Here is a 21,879-nt window from a genome sequence, read left to right on the forward strand (position 1 = left end):
GCACGCCAAAATCTGCCTTTGAACGTTGCTGAGCTTTGTCGCAGTCTCCACCAAAACGCCAGCAGGGGAACACGACATGGCACTCACATATGGTTTCATCGGGCTTGGCCATCTCGGCCGCCATCTCGCCGGCAGTCTGGTCAGGGCGGGCTTCACCGTCGTGGTCAATGATCTCGATCCCGACAATGCCAAGGAGCTGGTGGCCGCCGGCGCCAAATTCGCCGCCGATCCGCAAGCCGTCGCGGAAGCCGTCGATGCCGTCATCACCTGCCTGCCCTCGCCGAAGGTCAGCGAACGCGTCCTGACGGGCGAGCGCGGCATTCTCAAGGGCCTCAAACCCGGCTCCACCTGGATCGAGATGAGCACGCTCGACGAGCAGGAAGTCCAAAGGCTCGGCAAGATCGCAGCCGATGCCGGCGTGCGCATGCTCGAATCCCCCGTCACCGGCGGCGTGCATCTGGCGGCGGCCGGCGAGATCACCGTGATCATCGGTGGCGACAGCGATCTTTACGACCTGCATCTCCCCGCCTTCCAGGCCATGGGCAAACAGATCTTTCGCGCCGGCCCGCTCGGCAAGGCCTCGGTCATCAAGGTGATCACCAACATGCTCGCCTTCATTCACCTGATCGCGACAGGCGAAGCCCTGATGCTGGCCAAGAAGGGCGGCATCGACCTCACCGACGCCTTCAACATCATCAAGGCCTCCTCCGGCAACAGTTTCGTGCACGAGACCGAGGGCCAGGTGATCCTCAACGGCAGCTACAACATCAACTTCACGATGGATCTCGCCGTCAAGGATCTCGGCTTCGCGCTCGGCTTCGGCCGCGAGTTCGGCGTCCCCCTCGACCTTGCCAGCCACGCGCTGCAGACCTTCATCCGCGCCCGCTCCGCCTATGGCGGGGATGCCTGGTCGTCGCAGGTCGTGAAACTCTTGGAAGACGCCACCGGCACGGATCTCAGGGCGCCGGGATTTCCGGCGGAGCTTTGAAGGTAGGAGGACTAGACAGCCTCTAGAGGAGTGACTGCCGAAAACCCTTTGGACTTTGAGAACTTCATGGCGTGCCGAAAATTGGCTATCGCATCGGAGGGGTCAACTGCATCGAGTCTGAGGGATGTGAATGTCTGCCTGACGAAATGAACCGACAAAATCGGGGTCCAATCCTTATGACCCGTCGCTGAATTCAGTAATAGCGCCTTACAGGTCACGTACACTTCCGATAACGGTAGGATCTGGAACAAATCGCCTGCCGTTTTCAGTGCGACGCTTGCAACGTAGTCTTGATAAAGCTCGTGAAATTGACCTGCAGGCATTTTAGTTTCGGTCAACCGGCCGCTTGCTGACTGTGACCGACGGACCTTAGGCACGATCTCGTCACCATGCACCGTCGGACATGCGTGAACGAAGTTCTTGCCAATCGAGAATTCGACCCCGGTCCCGATTAACTCCTCCTCGTCAAGCGTTTGCATTTCCTCAATGACTTGCCGAATGGCTTGAGGTTCGCCCGCTAGCAGTTGCTGCGCCAAGTTGACATCGCTTTGCCATTCCTTGACTGCTTGCCCATGCGCGGCGACTTCAGCATCGAAATCGCGTTGTTCCTGCGCTATGGCCTCCTGCAAACGCCGCTCAAGCTTGCTGCGAAGACGCTTGGTACCACCTCGAGCGAAATCAAAGAATCCCGGCCGAAATTCTTCCAGTTTCTTTCTAGCTCGATTCTCCGCGACGTGCGATCGTAGAGGTTCCGGCGATATCGTTTGAAACGCGATCTTTCGCCAATCGATTTTCTCCGCAAGGTTTGTGTGAACCGACACCAAGTCGCGGAAGTAAGCTTGCCAGTCTTCAACTGCAGAAGCAGAATCTGCTATCATTTGCAGCTTATTCCGCTGCTTATTTCTCCTTTGCGCCTCTCGATCCGCTGCTCGCGACGCAGCCACCACCGATCGCATTATCCCCTTCCACCCCAAATCGACCTCCCCGCCCTCACATTGCGCTGCATCCCCATAGTAGCGACACCACATCCTACAACCTGAAAGGTTATCGGACAATCTCTACGATTGTTCCCCCTTCCCCCATCCCCGCCCCCTTGCTAGGGTCCGGCCAAACACATCGCATCAGGGAAGGACTTCACCATGGATCTCGGCATTTCGGGAAAACGCGCCCTCGTGCTCGCCGCCTCGCGGGGCTTGGGCCTCGGGATTGCCAAGGCACTCGCCGCTGAAGGCGTTCACGTGCTGATCTGCGGGCGCAGCGAAGACAAGCTGAAGGCCAATGTCGAGGCGATCAGGGCGGCCGGTGGCAAGGCCGATTTCGAGGTGGCCGATCTCGCCGACGGGCATTTCGTCGAGCAGATGATCCATGCCGTGCATGATATCCTCGGCGGCATCGATATCCTCGTCAACAATACCGGCGGCCCCACCCCCGGTACGGCCGAAGACATGGATGGCGACACGCTCGACATGTTCTTCCAGACCATGGTTGTGCGCGTCATCACGCTGACCAATGCCTTCCTGCCGCTGATGAAGACGCAAGGGTTCGGCCGCATCCTGACCGTCGCCTCGTCCGGCGTGTTCGAGCCGATCCCCAATCTCGCGCTCTCCAACACGCTGCGCGGCGCGCTGGTCGGCTGGAACAAGACGCTGTCGTCGGAAGTCGCCTCCTATGGCGTGACCGCCAACATGCTTTTGCCCGGCCGCATCCATACCGACCGGATCGACGAACTGGACGGGGCCAACGCCAAACGGTCGGGCAAGTCACTCGACGAGGTGCGGGCCGCTTCGGTCAAGTCTATCCCGGCGCAACGGCTCGGCACGGTCGAGGAATTTGCCGCCGCCGGCGCCTTCCTCTGCTCGGCACAGGCGAGCTACATCACCGGCACCATGCTGCGCGTCGATGGCGGGGCAGCAAAGTCGAACTGAAGCCGTGAAGCACTCACCTCAACACTCAATCGCAATCCTCTAAAATTCGATCATCTGCATGAACGGGCTCTCAATCTCTCGCGCGTAAGGCTTGTCGCCAGTGCTGCAGGGAGATGAGAGATCCCGACATGATGGAAACCGGACATGAGGACCGGAGCCTGCTCGACACCTTGTCGCCGCGGGCGGAGGACGATTTTTTTGAGCTGGAGGAGGCCGAGCCGCCGAGAGCGAGCGGGCCGCTGCTGCGCATCGTCGCACAGGGCCTGATCATCGGCCACCTGCTGCCGCAACTCGCCGATGGCGATGCTGGCGAAAACCTGGAGATACGTCCGGGCCTGACACGGCATTATTTCGAGGTTTAACCCTCGCCCCATCTCAAGGATAGCTCCCTCAAAAGGACACTGGCGGCCCCGCGTCGTTGGGCCTAAGCTCAAGGTCGAACCGGAGCATCCCCCATGTCAGCCTTGCGCCTCATCCTCAAAATCATTGCCGTTCTCGCTGTCCTGATGGGCCTGATCTGGATCGGCCAGGGGACCGGCCTCTTCCCCTATCCGGCCTCCAGCTTCATGATCAACCAGAGCCCGTGGATCCTGCGCGGGGCCCTTCTGGCGCTGGCCGGCCTCGTCGGCCTCTATCTGTTGCGGCGGCGTGCCTGACTGCCGCCCTCCGCATTAAGGCTTGCCCTCGCCCCTCCCCTGTGGCATCTGGCGCGCTCCTCATTCGCGCCGGCATGATCGGCGTTTGACCGGGTATCGCCCGGTCTTCCCTGACATCTGCTAACGACAAGGAGCGACGGCCATGGCACAGGCGCTTGGGCTTGATTTCGGCACGACCAATACCGTCATTTCCGTCGCTGACGACAGCGAGCACACCCATTCGGTGGCCTATACCTCGCCGGCCGGCACCTCCGACAGCATGCGCACGGCGTTGTCCTTCCTGAAGGACCGGCAGCTTGGCGCCGGCGCCCTGAAGGTCGAGGCCGGCCAGGCGGCCATCCGCGAGTTCATCGACAATCCCGGCGAATGTCGCTTCCTGCAATCGATCAAGACCTTTGCCGCCTCGCCGCTGTTCCAGGGCACGCTGGTGCATGCCCGCCGCTTCCAGTTCGAAGACTTGATGGAGGTCTTCCTGAAGCGTCTGGAAACCTATGCCGGTGACGGTTGGCCTTCTGGTGCCAAGCGTCTCGTCGCCGGTCGGCCGGTGCATTTCGCCGGCGCCAATCCCGACCCTGCCCTTGCCACCAGTCGCTACAACGAGGCGTTGACGCGGTTTGGCTTTCCCGAGATCCACTATGTCTATGAACCGGTGGCGGCCGCTTTCTACTTCGCCCAGAACCTCAAGGCCGATGCGACCGTGCTCGTCGCCGACTTCGGCGGCGGCACCACCGACTTCTCGCTGATCCGCTTCGAGACCGAGGGCGGCAAGCTGAAGGCGACACCGATTGGCCAGTCGGGCGTTGGCATTGCCGGCGACCAGTTCGATGCGCGCATCATCGACCAGCTGGTGGCGCCCGAGATCGGCAAGGGCAGCCAGTTCAAAAGCTTCGGCAAGCTGCTCGACGTGCCCAGCAATTACTACCTCGCCTTTTCGCGCTGGAACCAGCTCTCCGTCTTCAAGACGCTAAAGGAATTTTCAGACCTAAAATCGCTGGTGCGCCAGGCGGAAGAGCCGGAAAAGCTCGAACTCTTCATCGACCTCATCGACCATGACGAAGGCTATCCGCTCTACCAGGCGGTCTCGGCAGCCAAGATGGCGTTGTCCTCGTCGGAAGAAGCGGAATTCCGCTTCGCCCCCCTCGGCAAGGCCGGCGAAAAGACCGTGACGCGCGCCGCCTTCGAAGGCTGGATCGCCGACGACATCGCCCGCATGGAAGAGGCGCTCGACCAGGTGCTTCAGACGACCAACACACCGGCCGACGGCATCGACAAGGTCTTCCTCACCGGCGGCACCTCCTTTGTGCCCGCCGTGCGCAACATCTTCCGCCGCCGCTTTTCCGAAGACAAGATCGAGACCGGCGGCGAACTGGTCTCGATCGCCCATGGTCTGGCGCTCATCGGCGAGCGCGACGACATCGAGCAATGGGTGGCGTGAAGGCTCTATGCTCTCCTTGAGGGGGGAGGTCGGCGGGAAGGGTTGGAGCGAGGCGATCTGTCAGCGGAAGCGGGGCGCCTTCTGATAATGCTCCTTTAACGTCCCTCCCGACGCAAATACTTGCCCCTCACCCTACCCTCTCCCCGCAAGCGGGGAGAGGGAGGCGCGAACAGTGGCCGTCTCGGCCTTCTCCCCGCGGGCGGGGAGAAGGTGCCGGCAGGCGGATGAGGGGCAGACCCAAGTTCACTGCGGATCAAACGTCAACCAGTTCAATCACCAACTTCTTGCCGACTGACCGCGCGGCGCGGTCGAGCGTATCCAGAGAGACCGCGACATTGCAGGGATCGAGCACACGTTCCAACTGGGTCCGGCTCGTCCCCATTCTCGCTGCCATGTCGGACTTGGTGATAGACTGCTTCTGGCGGGCGTCTTCGATCTGCCAGGCCAAGACCCGCTTGATCGCCTCGCCATAGACTGCATCCCGTTCGCCAAGCTCTTCCAGAAAATCTTCCAGCGTGCCGCCGATAGACGATGGTGTCTCACTCATCTGCTTGTTCCCTTGTCGGTCTTTTTCACGCGCTTGGAACGCTCCTGGTGTTCCTTCCAGCGCTGAACGGCCAGTTTGATCGCATTCTGCTGTCCATCCTTGCCAATCTCACCATGCAATAAAATCATCAGAGCACGATCGATGCCGAAATAGGTCCTCGCCTCGACCCTGCCGTTTCTTATTGTGGAGCGCACCTCGCGGACGCCATCACGGATCGCTCGACAGATTGGCATGCCAACGGGCCAGCCGAACTCGACCGCCGCGATGTCAGTACCGATGATATGGCGATCTTGCTTATCCAAGGCCCTCAGCCATTCCTTTACCGGTTCGGCGCCCTCGTCCGTCACGAAGAATGTCGCAACAATCCGTTTCATCTGACGCCTCTTTGTACCTTATACGGTTCATCTTTGCAAATCTTGATGGGGCAGGACACGTGTGAGCCGGGGACAACCTCAAACGTCCAATGACAAACCTTAACCTCAAAGCCATGCGCGCGAAAAGCGTATTGGCGGATTACGCAACCCGACGAGCCTCACACGCTCCTCCGCTTTCCATTTGCCATCCCCCGCCGATTGGCTCTAGAACAGCCCGATGATCCAGGCCCGCGACATGAACCCCGCAGAACTCGCCGCCCTTCTCGCATTTCATGCGGAAGCGGGTGTCGAATGGCTGCTGGAGGAGGAACCGGTCGACCGGATTGCGGCCTTTGCGGCGGAGAAGGCGGCACGTCAGACAAGCCGGTCGACGGCGTCACCGTCTGCTTCCGCAGGGGGCGTGACTGCCCCGGCCGCCGGCCGCAGCCCCCCATCGCGCGGACCCGCCGCCGACCAGCGGCAGCAATCCCGCCCCCAGCCGTCGCAGTCTTCCGCCCTGCCGGCCATTCCAGACGAGAATGCCGTGGCCGAGGCGCGCTTTGCGGCGGAATCGGCCCGCTCGCTTGCCGAACTCAGGACTGCCGTCGAGGGCTTTGCCAGCTGCAACCTGAAGACCTCGGCACGCTCGACCATCACCGCCGCCGGAACGGCCAGCTCCGGCATCATGGTGATCGGCTCGATGCCAAGCGCCGACGACGACCGCGAGGGGCTGCCTTTCTCGGGCCGGGCCGGGCTCTTGCTCGACCGGATGCTGATGGCCATCGGCCAGACGCGCGAAAGCGTGCTGATCACCACGATCATTCCCTGGCGACCGCCCGGCGACCGCATGCCGTCGGCGCCGGAAACCGCCATCTGCCGGCCTTTCATCGAGCGGCAGATCGCTCTTGTCGAACCGCGCCAGGTGCTGGTGCTCGGCAATTTCGCCGCCCGCTTCTTCTTCGGCGAGACAGGCACGATCCATGCGCTCAGGGGCAAATGGCGGGAAATCGGCAGCGGCGACGAGACGCTGCCGGCCATGGCCACGCTGCATCCGCAGGAATTGCTCGCCGCGCCGGCCAGCAAGGCGCTCGCCTGGATGGACCTTCTGGCGTTTTCAGAACGCCTTCCCAGAGGGTAAACGCTCAAATAAGCGTCATTGTAAACAAATGATGAAACCAGCCATGCAGAATACGCAAGGCAGGGCCGCAACAGAACGACTTGCCGACTCAATGCTGCACTGCGATATACACAGGGCAAAGTGGGAGGGACACTTTACAAGGAAGACCGCCGTGAGCCTTCGGACCCGCCCCATCCACTGCAAGTTCGAGACCCTGCGCCTCGCTGGCGATCAGGGCCGGACCAACAGCCCCTACAACCGCATCGGCCCTGCTGCCGCGCTCGAACAGCTGAGTGCCCGCTATGCTGGCCATGCCGGGCGCATTGCGCGGCCCGCGACCGTCTTCTCCGATTTCCGCGCCTGACGCGAGCGCTCTGCGCGCCCGAAGGCTTGGCCTTGCATTCGTCGCATATCAGCCCCGTTGAATTGTGCGTTGCACAAGTGGTTCAGCCATGAACTAATGGCGACGTAAAACAGATATGCGCGAAAAGCAGAGGATAAGTCCCATGACCATCCGTTTCCATCCCGTCCGCACCCTGCGTCAGGCCATGCATCAGATCGGCCACGCCGTCAGCGCTTCGGCAGAATATTCCCACGCTGCCCATCAGCGCCAGGCCGCGATCGCCCGCGGCGAGCGCCCGGCCGTGCAGCCGCTGGCCTTCTGAGCGCCGGCGCGTCATCGACATAGTCCGCACGACGGCTCGCTCTGGCGAGCAGTTTGCGTTTTCGGCGTCTCTCGCCCGGCGATCGCGCGTCCTAGGCCTCCCGCACCGCGCCCAGGAGCGGCTCAGGCTTTCCCAGGTCCACAGGCCCGCAGATCTTCTCATAGGCGTGATCGACGATGGAGAATTTCACCGCCTGCCATTGGCAGTATTCGCGCAGGAAATCGCGGCTCAGCAGGCAGCTCTTGCGCGTATCGTCGGGCCAGGACAGGCAACCGGCTTCCACCGCACGACGAAACAGGCGCTGCAGGTGGGTGCGGGAAATCATGAAATGCTCGGCCATCTGGCGCGCATCGATGCGGCCGATTTCATAGACATCGCCGCCTGGCAACGGTTCGATCGCCCGGCGCACCAGCTCGTCCATCACCAGCCCCCCGGCCTCTGTCCAGAGAAACAGCGCCACGCGCGGCGGTGGCTCCAGCCAGCGCGGGTCCAGGCAGGCGCGGCGCGCGATCTGCGGCTGCACCTGACGTAGCAGGTCCGGCCTGCCCTGCAGTCTGGACACGCGATCGCCGCCATCGAGCCGGTCGAGCACAAGCAGGTTGGTGAGGACCCATTGGTACATCGCCTGGAACGAGATTTCCGTCGCTTCATAGCGTTTCGGCCGGCGTGTCGGGTCGCCGACAATCCGGACGAACTTGTAGCTCAGCAGCTGGTCGAGGAAGTTGAGCACCGTATTGCGGCTTGCCGCATTGTTGGATGTGATGATCTCGCGCAGATTGGTGGTGGTCAGGCCACTGCCGGGCTGTGTCGGATCATATTCCAGCTGCAGGGCGAAGGCCGCCTGGCTCAGCAGCCAGCGCTGATGCGACGCCAGCATGCGCGACAGCCGCGGGCTTTCGTCGAACTGTTGCCGCAGCGACGCCGCAAAGCCACGCAGTGCTTCGACGAAGTTCGGATGGTCGGCAATGTCCTCAGACGAAAACGCCATGCTTCACCTCAGTCTCCCAGCCTGACGCCATGCGGGCCGGGCATCGGCACGCATGCCCAAGACCCTCGAAACCAAACCCCATGTCGCCCCGCCATGCACGCTCGACAGCCCCATAAATCTCCTCCGGCGCGACGGATGACGTCCCCGCCTGATCAATGAGTGACGAATGACAAGGTAAGCGACTTACTTGCACGATTTCAATCAATTATTAGCCCATACCGCCACAATGCGTCACGGGGGTCCTGGTTTTGCGACGCTGGACGTCGGTTTCGAAATTCCTTAAACGCTGCGATCGGGGCAGTATCGCCCGATCAAAGCGCCCGAGGGGTCTCCATGCTGTCCAGTCTCGCCTCGATCGCGACCCTGATGCTGTCCACCCTGCTGATGATGGCGGGCTTCGGTCTGATGGGCTACATGCTGCCCATTCGCTCGCTCAACGAGGGCTGGTCGACCTTCATCATCTCCGTCATTGCGACCGGTTACACCTTCGGTTTCACGGTTTCCTGCGTGGTGACGCCGATCTTCGTGCGCCGGGTCGGCCATGTGCGGGTGTTTGGTGCCTTGATCACCCTGCTCACCGTGTCGATCCTGCTCTGCTCCCTCGTCGTTGAATGGTGGGCGTGGATGATCTTCCGGGGCCTTGCGGGCTTTGCCATCGCCGGCGCCTATCTGCTCATCGAAAGCTGGCTCAACGAGCGCGTCACCAATGAGAATCGCGGGGCGCTGTTCTCCGTCTACATGGTGACCTGCCTGGTGGGCTCGATCGGCGGCCAGTATATCGTGCCGCTTGGCAACGTGAACGGACCCGAGCTCTTCATCATCTGCGCCCTGATCTTCTCGCTCGCCCTCTTCCCTGTCGCCCTGTCGACCGCCCAGTCGCCGACGCCGATCGCGGAAGCCCGATTCGATCTCAAGCGGCTTTATCGCCGCTCCCCGATCGCCTTCTTCGGCTCGCTGCTGTCGGGCGCATTGTCTGGCACCTGGGGCAGCCTGGGCGGCGTCTACTCGCAGACTATCGAGATGACCACCACCCAGGGCGCGACGCTGCTCGCCGCCTTCCTCGCCGGCGGTGCGCTCTCGCAGGTGCCGATCGGGCGTCTCTCCGACCGCATCGACCGCCGCCTTGTCATGATCGGCTGCGGCCTCTTCGGTGTCGCAGCCTGCCTCGCCATGGCCGCCTTCGATGCACAGAATGCGACGGCCATCTACGTCGCCGGCTTCTTCGTCGGCACCGTGCTCTATCCGGTCTATTCGCTGAACGTGGCCCATGCCAACGACCTTGCGGAGCCGGACGAGTATGTGACGCTGTCCAGCGCCATCATGATCCTCTATGGCCTCGGCACCGTGACCGGCCCCGTCATGGCCGGCTCTCTGATGCAGTGGTTCGGGCCGAACGCCCTGATCTTCTTCCTCGCCACCGCATTCGCGCTCTACTCCGGCTATGCCGCCTGGCGCATCTCGCGCCGTCCGGACACCGCTGCCGACAAGACCGACTTCCAGGCCGTGGCAATCCCGATGCAGGGCACGGACGGGGCGTCACCGCTCAACGATCCCGATCGCTGAGCGCGGCCTTGTTCTTGCTCATCCCTGCGGGGTCGAGGCTTTCCTGGCGGCCCGCCGCTCGAGCCCCAGCTGGTGTTCGCGAAAGATGATGAAGATCCCTGCGCCAACCACGATCGCGGCACCGAGGATGGTCGTCCATGTCGGCACATCGGCAAACAGAAGATAGGCGGCCACAGACCCCAGAATGATCGAGATATATTCAAAGGGTGCGATGGTGGAGACATCCGCGAAGCGGTAGCTCTCGGTCAGCAGGATCTGGCCGAGCCCGCCGAAGAAGCCGGCCAGGGCCAGGAGGCCAAGCGCCCGCCAGGAGAGCTCCGGCCAGCCAAAGAACCAGGTGAGGGCCGACAAAAGGGATGCCGTCACCGAGAAGAAGAGGACGATGGTCGCCGTCTTCTCCTCCCGCACCAGCTGGCGGACCTGCAGCATGGCCGCTGCCCCAAGCGTCGCCGAGATGAGGACCGCCACGGCCCCGATTGCGGCTTCCGATCCCAGCCCCTCGTCGGCAAACAGGCTGAGCTTGGGCACACAGATGATTAAGACGCCGATCAGGCCGACGAAGACCGCGGTCCAGCGGTAAAGCCGCACGGTCTCCTTCAGGAACACCGCTGCAAAGACGACCGCGATCAGCGGCATGGCATAACCGATGGCGATCGCATCGGGCAGAGGCAAATGCACCAGGCCGAAAAAGCCCGCGCCCATGGCGCAGACGCCGAGGAAGCCACGCTTCACATGGCCGAGCGGATTGTCCGTCTGGATCGCCCGGCGCAGTTCACCCCGGAAGGCCAGATAAATCACGATCGGCACGATGGCGAAGGCGGAGCGGTAGAAGCTGATCTGGCCGGGTGCAATGCCGGCACCCGCCAGCTTGATCGAGGTCTGCATCGCAACGAAGACGGTGACCGAGAGCACTTTGAGGAGAATGCCGCGGAGCGGATTTGGGTCTGCAAAAGCCATTTCAGTCAGCAATTTCGTTGGCAGTTCGCGGCTTCAAGGCTGAGCGAGCCAGAGGACGGGAGAGCAATCGGACGACGCGCGCTGCCGTATTGTGCAACCCGCCCGCTAGACCTTGCACCTCAACCGGACCGAAACAAGGCTCAAGACCGGCAAAAGCACCTCTGGCATGGGTTTTCTTGCTATCCGGCGTTAACCATGCCTTCAACCGGGCCCCATAGATTTGTCGTCATTCCATAGTGCAGACGCTCATTTCATTCATTGCGATCACCAAATCCTTTCTTTCTCCCTCGGTGAAGACGTGCCGTGGAAAGGCGACCGAAGCGAACAGCTTCGGGCCGGGTCGGCAAAGCCACGCGGCCGCTCAGCGCCGCCCAGTCGCACTCTGGCAGCCATCCCGCTCAAAGCGCCCTGCCCCTGATTTTCCAATGAAGATGACGGCACGGACAGCATTCGCAGGCTGCCGAATTGCAAGTCGTCTCTCATCGGCACCGGCCGGCAACGAAGAGAAAAGATCAGCCCCGCGCTATTCTTCAGTGTTGCCGCTTACCGACCGATCTGGCGTGCAGATCTTGTCTGAGCCCAAAAAGGGCCAGCGAAAAATATCACGTGTTTTAACAATCGTTCAGATTTTGCTGCAATCATCGCCGGTAACTTGACCCCATTCGGTGCAGAGTAAATCTGCTTGCGCCGTCGCGGCCAACCTCGAAGCGACCAGGATATACAATGCGCACAGATACGGGCCGGATCGTTCATCTGGCAGACTACCGCCCCACCGACTTTGTTCTGGAACGGGTTGATCTGACCTTCGAACTGGACCCGACTGAAACCAAGGTGGAAGCCCGTCTGATCTTCCACCGCCGTGAAGGCGTCGATGCCAATGCACCGCTGGTGCTCGATGGTGACGATCTCACCATGACCAGCCTGCTTTTCGACCAGATCGAGCTCGATCCCGCGCGCTACACCGCGACGCCCGAGAGCCTTGTCATCCGCGACCTGCCGGAATCGACGCCCTTCGAGATCACCGTCGTGACGATGATCAACCCGGAGGCCAATACCCAGCTGATGGGCCTCTACCGGACGAATGGCATCTATGCGACGCAGTGCGAGGCCGAGGGTTTCCGCCGCATCACCTATTTCCCCGACCGCCCGGATGTGCTCGCCGTCTACACGATCAACATCATCGCCGACAAGGCCGCCAATCCGCTGCTTCTCTCCAACGGCAACTTCCTCGGTGGCGCCGGCTTCGGCCCGGACAAACATTTCGCCGCCTGGTTCGACCCGCATCCCAAGCCGTCCTATCTCTTTGCGCTGGTCGCCGGTGACCTCGGTGTCGTCGAAGACACCTTCACCACCATGTCCGGCCGTGACGTGGCGCTGAAGATCTATGTCGAGCATGGCAAGGAGCCGCGCGCGACCTATGCCATGGACGCTCTGAAGCGCTCGATGAAGTGGGACGAAGACGTCTTCGGCCGCGAATACGATCTCGATATCTTCATGATCGTCGCCGTCTCCGACTTCAACATGGGGGCCATGGAGAACAAGGGCCTCAACATCTTCAACGACAAGTACGTGCTTGCCGATCCCGAGACCGCGACCGACCAGGACTACGCGAACATCGAGGCGATCATCGCGCATGAATACTTCCACAACTGGACCGGCAACCGCATCACCTGCCGCGACTGGTTCCAGCTCTGCCTCAAGGAAGGCCTGACCGTCTATCGCGACCATGAGTTCTCCGCCGACATGCGCTCGCGCTCGGTGAAGCGGATCGCGGAAGTCCGCCATCTGCGCTCGGAGCAGTTCCCGGAAGACGCAGGCCCGCTCGCCCATCCGGTGCGCCCGACGAAATACCGCGAGATCAACAACTTCTACACGACGACCGTCTACGAGAAGGGCTCGGAAGTCACCCGGATGATCGCGACCATTCTCGGCCGCGATGGTTTCAAGAAGGGCATGGACCTCTATTTCGAACGCCACGACGGCGACGCCTCCACGGTCGAAGATTTCGTCAAGTGCTTCGAGGATGCAAGCGGCAAGGATCTGACCCAGTTCTCGCTCTGGTATCATCAGGCCGGCACGCCGCAGATTACTGTGTCCTCGGCCTATGACGCCGGCGCCAAGACGCTGACCCTGTCGCTCGAGCAGATGGTTCCGGCCACCCCCGGCCAGAGCACCAAGGAGCCGATGCACATCCCGCTGCGCTTTGCGCTGATCTCGGAAAACGGCTCGGAGGCTTCCGCCTCGTCCGTGTCCGGCGGCGAGGTCACCGGCGACGTCCTGCATCTGACCGAACGCGCCCAGACCTTCACCTTTTCCGGCATCGGCAGCCGTCCGGTCGTCTCGCTCAATCGCGGCTTCTCGGCACCCGTCACCCTGCATTTCTCCCAGGGCAAGGACGACCTGATCCACATTGCCCGCCATGACAGCGACCTCTTTGCCCGCTGGCAGGCGATCACGGATATTGCGCTTCCGATCCTGACCTCGGCCGCGAAAACCGCCCAGGCCGGCGGCACGATCGAGGTCGCACCCGCCTTCATCGATGCACTCCTGGCCGTCGCCGCCGACGAGACGCTGGAGCCGGCCTTCCGCGCCCAGGCGCTGTCGCTGCCGACCGAAGCCGACATCGCCCGCGAACTCGGCGGCAACAACGATCCCGATGCCATCCATGCCGGCCGCGAAGCCGTGCTCTCGGCGATCGCCAAGGCAGGTGCTGCGGTCTTCGGCACGCTCCATGCCGCGCATGCGGCTTCCGGCGCCTTCAGCCCGGACGCGGACGGGGCCGGCAAGCGTGCGTTGAAGAACAGCGCCCTCTCCTTCCTGACGCTCGCCGAAAATACGCCGGCCCTGGCAGCCGATGCCTTCGCCAAGGCCGACAACATGACGGACCTGTCGCAGGCGCTCACCATCCTTGCCCATCGTTTCCCCGATGCACCGGAAACGAAAGCGGCCCTTTCCGCCTTCGAAAGCCGCTTCGCCGAAAACCCGCTGGTGCTCGACAAGTGGTTCACCATCCAGGCGACGATCCCGGGGGCCGATGCGCTCGCCCGCGTCCAGTCGCTGATGAAGAGCCCGAACTTCACGCCGAGCAATCCCAATCGCGTGCGCTCGCTGATCGGCACCTTCGCCTTCTCCAACCCGACCGGCTTCAACCGGCCGGATGGTGCCGGCTACGGTTTTTATGCCGAGCAGATCCTGGCCATCGATCCGCGCAACCCGCAGCTTGCCGCACGCCTCCTGACCGCGCTCCGGTCCTGGCGCCTGCTGGAGCCGGTACGCGCCGAGCATGCGCGAAAGGCGCTCGCAACCATCGAGGCGGCCCCGTCTCTGTCGACCGATGTCCGCGACATCGTCGAGCGCGTTCTCAAGGGCTGATCAGTGCTCTGATTTGCACCATCGAGACGCCGGTCACCGACCGGCGTCTTTAGCATTTCATGCTCTGGCGAGGGCATTCCCCGCCCGATTCCTGCATCAGATTCAGCTGCTTGCCGCAGGCGCGATAAAAAAAGCGGAGTCGGCGTAAGGGGTTAATATTTTCTTTACCTGGCAGCTCTGGACAAGCCGAATCGGCCATGATTCCTTGACCCCAGATTCGGGCGAGCGGCGCTAACGAATCACACGAGGGATCGAGGCAGGGACGATGTCTGACGCGCGGCGGGCGACCGCAGCCGATGAGCGGTTGCGCACTAAATTTCCCGATGTAGGGACATATATGGGGAAGTTGGCGCGCAAGTTCAGCCTGCCGCCTGCGGGCGGAAGCGGCGTGCGGGGCCAGGCTGCCCCGGCCTCCTCCGGCTCGACATCGCAGCAGGTGGAAACCATTCTCCGCCGTGCGATCCCGGTGCTCATTCTCGCATTCCTCGCCGTGGTTGCGCTTTCGCGCACCGTCGGCATTCTCTCCGAACAGAGCCGCATGGTCGACGCCATCCGGGTCTCGACATCGCTGATGGCCGCGACGGCGGAGGCCGCCTTCTCGGAGAAGGCCGCCTTGTTCGAGCGCGCTGACCGGGTGTCGGCAGAGCGGATACTCACGACCTATCTTGATGACGAGCTTCTGTCTGACGGCGCCTTCGTGCTGCTCGTCGACCCGGCTGGCCGGGTCTTTGCCGCCTCACCTTCAGCCTCGGCCCAGGTCGGCCTGATGCTGTCGGCCATTCTGCCTGAGGTGACCACCATCCAGCGTTCGGTCAGCCAGACCTCGGCCAAGCGTGTCGGCGCCATCGAAACCATCTTCAACGGCCAGCCGCATTACGCCATCGTCGCGCCTGTCGGAACCGAGGGTGCACTTCTCCTCACCGCCCATTCGATGCAGGGCGTCGACAATTTCTGGCGTAGCGAGATCTCGCTCAGCGTGACGCTGTTTTCCGGCATTTCGCTGATCCTCCTGGTCATCCTCTATGCCTATTACCAGCAGGTGAAGCGCGCCCGCGACGCTGACGAGATCTTCCTCGAATCCAACATGCGGGTCGAAGCGGCGCTCGCCCGCGGCCGCTGCGGCCTCTGGGACTTCGATCTCGAAAGCCGCAAGCTCGTCTGGTCGCGGTCGATGTACGACATGCTCGGCCTCACGCCCTCGACCCAGCCGCTCGCCTTTGCCGATGCAGCCCGACTGATGCATCCCGACGACGGCAATCTCTATGCGCTCGCCCGGTCCGTCGGTCGCGGCAAGTCGCGCCATATCGACCAGATTTTTCGCATGCGCCATGCCCTTGGCCATTATGTCTGGATGCGCGCCCGCGCCCAGATCATCTGCACCAATACCGGCGACCTGCATGTCATCGGCATAGCCATGGACGTGACCGAACAGCACCGCCTCGCCCAGCGTTACGCCGAGGCCGATCAGCGCCTCGCAGACGCCATCGAATGCACCTCGGAAGCCTTCGTGCTCTGGGACAAGAACGACAAGCTCGTCGCCTGGAACGGCCATTTCCAGAAAGTCTACGGCCTGCCCGACGACGTGCTGCTGCCGGGCAAGGAGCGTTCTCTGGTGCTGGCCGCTGCCGCCCGCCCGATCATCCAGCGCCGCATTGCCGACGCCGACGACGGCACCAATTCGCGGACCTCGGAAGTGCAGCTCGCCGACGAACGCTGGCTGCAGATCAATGAACGTCGCACCCGCGACGGCGGCCTCGTCTCCGTCGGCACCGACATCACGCTCCTCAAGCGCCACCAGGAACGGCTGCGCGACCAGGAACGCCGCCTGATGGCCACCATCGGCGATCTCTCCGCCTCGCAGAAAATCCTCGAGCGCCAGAAGACCGAACTGTCAGACGCCAACGAGAAATATCTTGCCGAAAAGCAGCGCGCCGAGGCCGCCAACAAGGCCAAGTCAGAATTCCTCGCCAATATGAGCCATGAGCTCAGAACGCCGCTCAACGCCATCCTCGGCTTCTCGGAAATCCTGCTCGCCGGCATGTTCGGACCGATCGGCTCCCCCAAATACGAGGAATATGCCAAGGACATCCACGAGAGCGGCAAGCACCTCCTGAATGTCATCAACGACATCCTCGACATGTCGAAGATCGAGGCGGGCCAGATGAAGATCCGCTGCGAAACCATCGATCTGTCACCGCTGATCGAGGAAAGCCTGCGCCTCACCGCCATCCCGGCGGAAGACAAGGCAATCCGCATCGAACAGAGTGTGGCGCCGGGCCTTTCGATGATCGCCGATCGCCGCTCGATGAAGCAGATCCTGCTCAACATCCTGTCGAACGCCGTCAAGTTCACCGAACCCGGCGGCCGCATCGAGCTTCGCGCCCGCAAGGTGGGCGGCAGTGTTGCCATCACCATCGCCGACACGGGTATCGGCATCCCGAAATCGGCGCTGTCGAAGATCGGCAACCCGTTCGAACAGGTGCAGAGCCAATATGCCAAGAGCAATGGCGGATCGGGCCTCGGGCTCGCCATCTCCCGCTCGCTGGTCAGCATGCATGGCGGCTCGCTCCAGATCCGCTCCCGCGAAGGCCAGGGCACCGTCGTGTCGCTCCGGATCCCCGACGTCAGCGCCAAGCCGGGCCTGAAGCGCCGCGCCTGAGCCCACCCCCTGCAGAACCCGCATCCGGCCCTTTTCAGGGCCGGTTTGCTGTTCCGGGTGACCTCTCGCAGCTGCCGCAATCGTCTCTTATGAAATCATAATATATTTGTACTTTTTTTGGTAGGGCGACTTGTAAATGAGGTCTCCTTATTGCGCGTTACTCAGCGCACTTGTATTCATCTCCCAAATTCGAGTCATATTTTCCGGAATACTGTCTAAAACAAAAATAGCACCCTCTAAATAAAGTAAAACACAATTCGGGAGCACTATACTCTGCTGTCTCGCCACGGCAGGGCGTGATCGATCTATGCCTGCACTTCACCTCTCCCCCCTTCGTGTCCGCCGTCTCTCCCTCGCCGCCGCATCCGCGCTACCCCTGATCGCAATCCTCAGCCTTGCCGGCACAGCGCATGCTGACACTTGGGTCAGTGGCGATGCCTCCCGGATTCTTTATTCGGGCCGGATTGGCTCTGCTGGAGTATTCGCGCGTTCGCCGATCATCAACGGCTCTAACACGGGCTACACGATCTACAGCAGCAACCCTGACCTGGCGAATGATCCCAATACGGTGACGGATGGCGCAGGGAATCTCCTTCCGGGAGCCATCAGCCGCGATGGAAGCACCGTGATTGGTATCGGGTGGGATTCGAGCGGAGCAAATCGTCTGTTCGCCTGGACTGAGGCATCGGGCCTGACGTTCATTGATACTGGCGCAACCAGCGGCAGCTTCCGATTTGATTTGGTCGATGACAACGGCTCTGCTTTCACAGGCACCGTGGACGGCCAAGACGCTTTTTATGTCTATCACAACACATTCACCCTTCTTGGCAATCTCGGCGGAGGCAGAAGCTTCGCATATGGCTTGAGTGGAGACGGGAAGACTGTTGTCGGTGAATCGCAGGATCAAGATGGCAATTCGCAGGGTTTCGTATGGAACCGCGACACTCGCCAAATGACCGGCATCGGGTTTCTGTCCGGAGGTACGTGGAGCGCAGCCGTCTTCGCCAGCTATGACGGAAGTGTCGTTGCCGGCCAAGCCGCCGACGCCTCGGGCAACGACCGCGCCTTTCGCTGGACATCGGGGGGCGGCCTCGTCAACCTTGGCAGCTTTGAAGGCGACGGACAGGTGCGTTTGAACGCCATGAACCGCGACGGCAGCGCGCTGGTTGGTTATGCCGGATATCAGCCGGCAAATCAGGGCGTGCAGTATAGAGCATTCCGCTGGGCCGATGGAACCATGCAGGACATACACGCCACGCGCTTCACCAGATCCGAGGCCAGGGACGTGAGTGACGACGGCTCGGTCGTGGTTGGCTCGGTCGAAATGCTGCAGCAGAGCAACAGCAACGCAAACCCTACTTCCCCCAGTGGCAACGGCGCCCCCTCGCCCAGTCCCTCCCCGGGAGGCGGCGGCAGCACAGTTTCGCGCGGCTTCCGCTGGACTCAAGAGACGGGCATGATCACCGTCGAAGAATGGTTGCGTGACGCCGGCGTCAGTGTTGCAGAAGACTTCTCCCAGAGTGCCACCTCCGTCTCGGCGGATGGCAAAACAGTCATCGGCCAGGAAATCACCGGCGACATCTACATAGCCCATGTCGGCGAAACATCTGGCGGTGGCGGCACGCCTGACGGCGGCACGGGTGGGGTCATCAGCGTGACGGACTACCTGACATCCGCTGCGCAGACAAATTCCGTTGCCATTGGCCTGCAGACATCGAGTACCAACACCGTAATGTTTGGTGCCCAGGGCAGCCCCATGCGCAATCTACTCGAGGTCGGGCGCCGTTCCGCCTGGGGCACTGTCGACACCGGCTATGACAGCGGCACGAAATCTGAAGGTGCTCTGGTCTTGGGCGACTTCGGTTTCGGCTACGGCCTGATGGATGGCGTCACTGTGCGTCTGCAGACTGGTGCGACCTTTACGGACCAAGACCTGTACGATGGCGGCGCCTTCCAGTCGCGCGGCTGGTATGTGGCTCCTGAAGTCACCGCCAATCTGCTCGGCGATCTCTATCTGACGGTCGGTGGGCTCTACGGTCGCGGTGATCTCGACATCAAACGCGGCTATCGGAACGGTTCCAGCCTCGACTTCTCGACGGGCGAGACAGACACGGAGACGCTCGCCGGAAAGGTTCGCATCGACTGGCTGAACGCGGTGACGCTCGGCGATGCTGCCTTTACACCGTACTTGGCGCTTTCGCGCACCTTGGCTAAGACAGATGCCTATGTTGAGACGGGCGGCGGCTTCCCGGCCGCGCATGATGCCATGAACGAGCATGCTACGTTCGCGCGCTTCGGTATCGACGGGACTTACAAGCTGAACGATACCGTCACACTCCTTGCCCGCGCCGAAGCAGCCTATCGCTTCGAGGAACAGACGAGCGGTACGTCAACCGAAGTCGCCGGCATCCGGCTCGCGGTCCCTGGTGAAGACATTAAGCAGTTCTGGCTGCGCGGCGGCATCGGCACGGAAATAGCCGTCGGCGGCGGTGTCGCCTCCTTCATGCTCAATGCCACGACCGAAAGCGACGACACGGATATCTGGCTGCGCTCCGGCTGGAAGGTCGATTTCTGAGCGGCAAGCGCGGCGTCCCGTCAAGTTCAGAACAACACAAAAAGGGCCGCCCGTTCCTCTGAACGGGCGGCCCTTGCTATTGGGATCAGTAGGATGTCGTGCCCTGTCGGCGCTCAGAATTCTTCCCAGCTATCGCCCTGCTTAGAGCCGCCACCCATGCCGAGCGCGCCTGCAACCTTTTTCATCATACGGCGGGCCGGGGAGGCGACGGGCTGATGGTCGGTGGAGGCCGTGACCGGGGCGCGCGGGCCATCGTGTCCGGCATTGCCGAGCTGGAACTGCGAAATCAGCTGACGCAGTCGGTCGGCTTCGGTGGCGAGCGAGGCAGAGGCTGCGGTTGCCTGTTCGACCATGGCAGCGTTCTGTTGCGTCGTCTGGTCCATCTGGTTGACCGCCGTGTTGACTTCCGACAGGCCGACCGACTGTTCGCGGGCCGAAGTCGCGATCGCGTCCAGCTGGCCGTTGATGGAAATCACGTGCTCGCCGATCACCTTCAAGGCTTCGCCGGTCGCGGTCACCAGCTTGACGCCGCTTTCGACCTCTTCCGCCGACTTGCTGATCAGGCCCTTGATCTCCTTCGCCGCCTGGGCGGAGCGCTGGGCGAGTTCGCGGACTTCCTGGGCGACAACCGCAAAGCCCTTGCCGGCTTCACCAGCGCGTGCGGCTTCGACACCGGCATTGAGCGCCAGAAGATTGGTCTGGAAGGCAATTTCGTCGATCACGCCGATGATGTTGGAGATCTGGCTCGACGAGCTTTCGATCCGCTGCATCGCGTCGACCGCATTGGCGACGACCTCACCGGATTTCTTCGCCGATTCGGTGGCCTTCATCGCGACGCTGCGCGCTTCCTCGGTGCGCTTGGAAGAGTTCTGCACGTTTGTCGTAATCTGGTCGAGTGCGGCAGCGGTCTCCTCAAGCGAGGCAGCCTGCTGCTCGGTGCGCTTCGACAGGTCCGAGGCGCTTTGGCTCAGCTCACGCGAGCCGCCATCAATGGCACCGGTCGCCTGGGCCACGGCTCCCAGCGTCCGGCGCAACTTTTCGACCGCCGTGTTGAAGTCGGCGCGCAGGCTTTCGAATTCGGTGGCAAAGGGCGTGCTCAGCTGATAGCCGAGGTCGCCATCGGAGAGGCGCTGGAGCCCCTGTGCAAGCCCGGTGGTCGCCTCCGCCATTTCGGCCGCCCGCTTGCGGTCAGCCTCTGCGGCACGCAGGCGTTCAGCTTCCGTCTGGCTGCGGGCTGCCTCCGCCTCGCTGGCGAGTTCGCGCGCCTTCAGGCCGGTATCCTTGAAAATCTGCACCGAGCGGGCCATCAGCCCGACCTCGTCGCGGCGTTCCGTCCCGTCGACATCGGCCGCAAGATCACCGCCGGCCAGCGCACCCATAGTGTCGGACAAGGAGCGGATCGGACGGACCAGCCAGCTGCGAATCGCGACGAAACCGATGCCGAGGACGACTGCGACGGCTACGAGCACGCCGATCAGGCTGTTGCGTGCGGTTGCGTTGGTGTGATCGGTCAGGGCCACGCTGGACGTTGCTGCTGCCTCGGTCATCTTGGACGTTACGTCGGTGAATTTGGGCGCGATGATCGCAAATTGCGGCTGGCACTCCTTGAGGAAGATGTCCTGGCTGGCGAGGACAGCCGCCTCTTCCGTCGCGACGCGGCCCACCGCCAGCGTGTTGGCACAAGCCTCATCAACGACCTTCAAGACTGCGGCCTTGAGGGCCGGAATATCCGCATTCGACGGGGCAGCCATGGCGGCAGAGTCGATGAACTTGGCGAAACTCTCCCTCGCGCTCTGGAACTCCTTGTCGGCCTTGTCGGCCAACTCCGCAGTCCGGGAAAGCACAACGTCGCCGATCGCCGCGCGCATGTTCTGCATCGAGCGGTTGGAGCGGGCCAGATACAGTGCCGCCTTGGTTTCGCCTTCCAGCAGATTGCTGTAACTCGTGTCGATGCTCTTCAGCTGCGAGCCCGTGTAAAACGCAACGCCGATCGAGAAAATCCCGAAGACCGCCATGATGGCGATAAACTTGCCGACGATTGGTATGTTCTTCATATCTCACTTCACCCTGTGAAAGCAC

The 21,879-nt window shown here is 62.2% G+C and carries 18 protein-coding genes; 12 read left to right on the forward strand and 6 right to left on the reverse strand.

The window, feature by feature from the left end:
* Nucleotides 1-76: 76 nt before the first annotated feature.
* Nucleotides 77-988: an NAD(P)-dependent oxidoreductase gene (locus DMY87_RS00220; protein WP_110789298.1), complete on the forward strand. Its 912-nt coding sequence runs from the start codon at nucleotides 77-79 to the stop codon at nucleotides 986-988.
* A gap of 11 nt (nucleotides 989-999) precedes the next feature.
* Here the strand turns inward: DMY87_RS00220 and DMY87_RS00225 are convergent, their stop codons facing one another.
* Entirely contained in the window at nucleotides 1,000-1,944 is a 945-nt protein-coding gene (locus DMY87_RS00225; protein WP_110789299.1) for a hypothetical protein, read from the reverse strand.
* A 183-nt stretch (nucleotides 1,945-2,127) separates the two neighbouring features.
* Here DMY87_RS00225 and DMY87_RS00230 point away from each other — a divergent pair, with 183 nt between their 5' ends.
* The 4 genes from DMY87_RS00230 (at nucleotide 2,128) to DMY87_RS00245 (ending at nucleotide 5,004) form a co-directional block, all read left to right on the forward strand.
* On the forward strand, nucleotides 2,128-2,913 hold the full coding sequence (locus tag DMY87_RS00230) for an SDR family oxidoreductase (protein ID WP_110789300.1): 786 nt from the start codon (nucleotides 2,128-2,130) through the stop codon (nucleotides 2,911-2,913).
* 128 nt (nucleotides 2,914-3,041) lie between these two features.
* Entirely contained in the window at nucleotides 3,042-3,275 is a 234-nt protein-coding gene (locus tag DMY87_RS00235) for a hypothetical protein (RefSeq protein ID WP_110789301.1), read from the forward strand.
* A 93-nt stretch (nucleotides 3,276-3,368) separates the two neighbouring features.
* Nucleotides 3,369-3,569, forward strand: a complete 201-nt coding sequence (locus DMY87_RS00240) for a hypothetical protein (protein ID WP_205908121.1) — start codon at nucleotides 3,369-3,371, stop codon at nucleotides 3,567-3,569.
* Between the two features lie 142 nt (nucleotides 3,570-3,711).
* On the forward strand, nucleotides 3,712-5,004 hold the full coding sequence (locus tag DMY87_RS00245; protein ID WP_110789302.1) for an Hsp70 family protein: 1,293 nt from the start codon (nucleotides 3,712-3,714) through the stop codon (nucleotides 5,002-5,004).
* A gap of 253 nt (nucleotides 5,005-5,257) precedes the next feature.
* Here DMY87_RS00245 and DMY87_RS00250 read toward each other — a convergent pair whose 3' ends face one another.
* The gene (locus DMY87_RS00250) at nucleotides 5,258-5,551 is read right to left on the reverse strand and encodes an XRE family transcriptional regulator (RefSeq protein WP_110789303.1); all 294 of its coding nucleotides are present in this window, start codon (nucleotides 5,549-5,551) and stop codon (nucleotides 5,258-5,260) included.
* On the reverse strand, nucleotides 5,548-5,925 hold the full coding sequence (locus tag DMY87_RS00255) for a type II toxin-antitoxin system RelE/ParE family toxin (RefSeq protein WP_110789304.1): 378 nt from the start codon (nucleotides 5,923-5,925) through the stop codon (nucleotides 5,548-5,550). Before DMY87_RS00255 ends, DMY87_RS00250 begins: the two co-directional genes overlap by 4 nt.
* A gap of 217 nt (nucleotides 5,926-6,142) precedes the next feature.
* Between DMY87_RS00255 and DMY87_RS00260 the strand changes: the two genes are divergently transcribed.
* The 3 genes from DMY87_RS00260 (at nucleotide 6,143) to DMY87_RS24090 (ending at nucleotide 7,686) form a co-directional block, all read left to right on the forward strand.
* Nucleotides 6,143-7,042 (forward strand): uracil-DNA glycosylase, encoded by a 900-nt coding sequence (locus tag DMY87_RS00260; RefSeq protein ID WP_110789305.1) that lies wholly within the window; start codon nucleotides 6,143-6,145, stop codon nucleotides 7,040-7,042.
* Nucleotides 7,043-7,193: 151 nt separating this feature from the next.
* A complete protein-coding gene (locus tag DMY87_RS00265) occupies nucleotides 7,194-7,385 on the forward strand; it encodes a hypothetical protein (protein WP_110789306.1) in 192 nt (63 codons plus the stop codon).
* Between the two features lie 142 nt (nucleotides 7,386-7,527).
* Nucleotides 7,528-7,686, forward strand: a complete 159-nt coding sequence (locus tag DMY87_RS24090) for a hypothetical protein (RefSeq protein WP_165826112.1) — start codon at nucleotides 7,528-7,530, stop codon at nucleotides 7,684-7,686.
* A gap of 91 nt (nucleotides 7,687-7,777) precedes the next feature.
* On the opposite strand, the gene DMY87_RS00270 is transcribed toward DMY87_RS24090, so the two are convergent.
* Complete coding sequence (locus DMY87_RS00270; RefSeq protein ID WP_110789307.1) at nucleotides 7,778-8,674, reverse strand: hypothetical protein; 897 nt, start codon at nucleotides 8,672-8,674, stop codon at nucleotides 7,778-7,780.
* 333 nt (nucleotides 8,675-9,007) lie between these two features.
* Between DMY87_RS00270 and DMY87_RS00275 the strand changes: the two genes are divergently transcribed.
* Nucleotides 9,008-10,237: an MFS transporter gene (locus DMY87_RS00275; protein WP_110789308.1), complete on the forward strand. Its 1,230-nt coding sequence runs from the start codon at nucleotides 9,008-9,010 to the stop codon at nucleotides 10,235-10,237.
* 18 nt (nucleotides 10,238-10,255) lie between these two features.
* Here the strand turns inward: DMY87_RS00275 and DMY87_RS00280 are convergent, their stop codons facing one another.
* Complete coding sequence (locus DMY87_RS00280; RefSeq protein WP_110789309.1) at nucleotides 10,256-11,194, reverse strand: DMT family transporter; 939 nt, start codon at nucleotides 11,192-11,194, stop codon at nucleotides 10,256-10,258.
* 723 nt (nucleotides 11,195-11,917) lie between these two features.
* On the opposite strand from DMY87_RS00280, the gene pepN reads away from it, so the two are divergent.
* From pepN to DMY87_RS00295, 3 genes are all read left to right on the forward strand, one after another.
* Nucleotides 11,918-14,566, forward strand: coding sequence for an aminopeptidase N (gene pepN, locus DMY87_RS00285; protein WP_110789310.1), 2,649 nt, complete (start codon nucleotides 11,918-11,920; stop codon nucleotides 14,564-14,566).
* Between the two features lie 265 nt (nucleotides 14,567-14,831).
* Nucleotides 14,832-17,225: a PAS domain-containing sensor histidine kinase gene (locus tag DMY87_RS00290; protein WP_110789311.1), complete on the forward strand. Its 2,394-nt coding sequence runs from the start codon at nucleotides 14,832-14,834 to the stop codon at nucleotides 17,223-17,225.
* Between the two features lie 307 nt (nucleotides 17,226-17,532).
* Nucleotides 17,533-19,800, forward strand: a complete 2,268-nt coding sequence (locus DMY87_RS00295) for an autotransporter domain-containing protein (RefSeq protein ID WP_110789312.1) — start codon at nucleotides 17,533-17,535, stop codon at nucleotides 19,798-19,800.
* Between the two features lie 113 nt (nucleotides 19,801-19,913).
* Here DMY87_RS00295 and DMY87_RS00300 read toward each other — a convergent pair whose 3' ends face one another.
* On the reverse strand, nucleotides 19,914-21,854 hold the full coding sequence (locus DMY87_RS00300) for a methyl-accepting chemotaxis protein (RefSeq protein WP_110789313.1): 1,941 nt from the start codon (nucleotides 21,852-21,854) through the stop codon (nucleotides 19,914-19,916).
* Nucleotides 21,855-21,879: the final 25 nt, after the last annotated feature.

It is taken from the genome of Peteryoungia wuzhouensis, from assembly GCF_003205195.1.
Taxonomy (GTDB): domain Bacteria; phylum Pseudomonadota; class Alphaproteobacteria; order Rhizobiales; family Rhizobiaceae; genus Allorhizobium; species Allorhizobium wuzhouense.